1 protein-coding gene and 1 pseudogene are annotated in these 1,274 nt (G+C 69.9%); both read right to left on the bottom strand.

Annotation, left to right across the window (positions count from 1 at the left end):
- Positions 1-85: 85 nt before the first annotated feature.
- Positions 86-1,033, bottom strand: a complete 948-nt coding sequence (locus RTM68_RS18585; RefSeq protein WP_312173798.1) for a glycosyltransferase family 2 protein — start codon at positions 1,031-1,033, stop codon at positions 86-88.
- A 46-nt stretch (positions 1,034-1,079) separates the two neighbouring features.
- Positions 1,080-1,274 (bottom strand): annotated as a pseudogene (locus tag RTM68_RS18580) (cysteine desulfurase); the annotation flags it as partial.

Genomic DNA, 1,274 nt, shown 5'->3' with positions numbered 1-1,274 from the left:
AGTGAGAAGAGCCCGGCGAGGTAGTCGTTCGTGCGCTGCGGGTCCGGCACGTGATCGTCGTTCATCAGGCTCCTGGGCCTTTCTCTCACCAGGCCAGCGCGGCGGTGATGTTCGGGTCGGGGTGGGCGCGGGAGTATTCCGGCAGGGCCTCGAGCTCTGCGACGAAGGACGAGACGAGTGTTGCGTACTCGGGGTCGGGGTGCGTTCCCGCGATGTCGATCAGCGGCGGGACGTCCATGGCGAGGATCAACTCGAGCCGGGCGCTGACGGCCTCGGCCGCACCCGCCTCGTGCAGCACCCGGATGCCGCCGCGGAGCGCTTCGATGTAGTCGCGCAGCACGGGGAGCTGGGCTTTGCCCTGCGTGATCGACGTGCCGTCCGCCCGCAGTCGCCACCGCACCACGACGTCGGGAATCACGTCGAAGGCGCGGGCACGCGTGTACATCGTCTGGGCGACGAGCTGGTCTTCGTAGGCGACGCCCTCGGGGAAGCGGAGATCGTTCCAGAGGTCGAGGCGACTGATCTTCGACCACGCGACGATGTTCGAGCTGGCATGCGGATGCTCGTGGATCGTCGTGCCAAGGCGCTCCGGATCCGTGGCGGCCGAGACCCACGGCTGCACCCGACCCGCGGCGTACCGCTCGCCGTCGTACCGTGTGCGCACATAGGCGCCCGCGACGAAGTCGCTGCCGGACTCGGCGAGGGTGCCCGTGAGCCTCTCGAGAGCGGTGGGCGTCAGCTCGTCATCGCCGTCGAGGAAGCCGACGAGCTCGGTGTCCACGAGATCCAGTGCGACGTTGCGCGCCGCGCCGAGACCGCGGGATGCCTCGTGTGCGATGTGTCGGAATCGGTGATCCTCCGCAGCCGCGGCGCGGAAGATCGCGCCGGTGCCGTCGCTCGAGCCGTCGTCGACGAGGATCGCGTGCCACCGCTGCTCGGTCTGGGCGCGGAGTGAGTCGAGGGCGTTCGGTGCGAAGGCGGCGATGTCGCGGCCGGGAACGATCACGGTCACGAGGGGGGATGCAGCGGTCACGAGCCGATTCTATGGCCGGGGTGTCGTCGCGGGACGCGCGGGACTCTCACATGTCGCCGACGCTGCGGACAGACTCGGCGACGAGTGCCGCGAGGCTCTCGGGGGCGTCGTCCGCGAGGGGTTCGCGGCCGAATGTGAAGCGCACCGAGGTCTGCGCGACCTGCGGATCGATGCCGCATGCGAGCAGCACGTGCGACGGCTCGTCACTGCCGGCAGCGCACGCGGAGCCGCTCGACGTGAC

Source organism: Microbacterium sp. (assembly GCF_031988965.1).
In the GTDB taxonomy this organism is placed as follows: Bacteria; Actinomycetota; Actinomycetes; order Actinomycetales; family Microbacteriaceae; genus Microbacterium.
The sequence above is the reverse complement of the archived record's forward strand: the minus strand, read 5'-3'. Positions and strand labels throughout refer to the sequence as shown.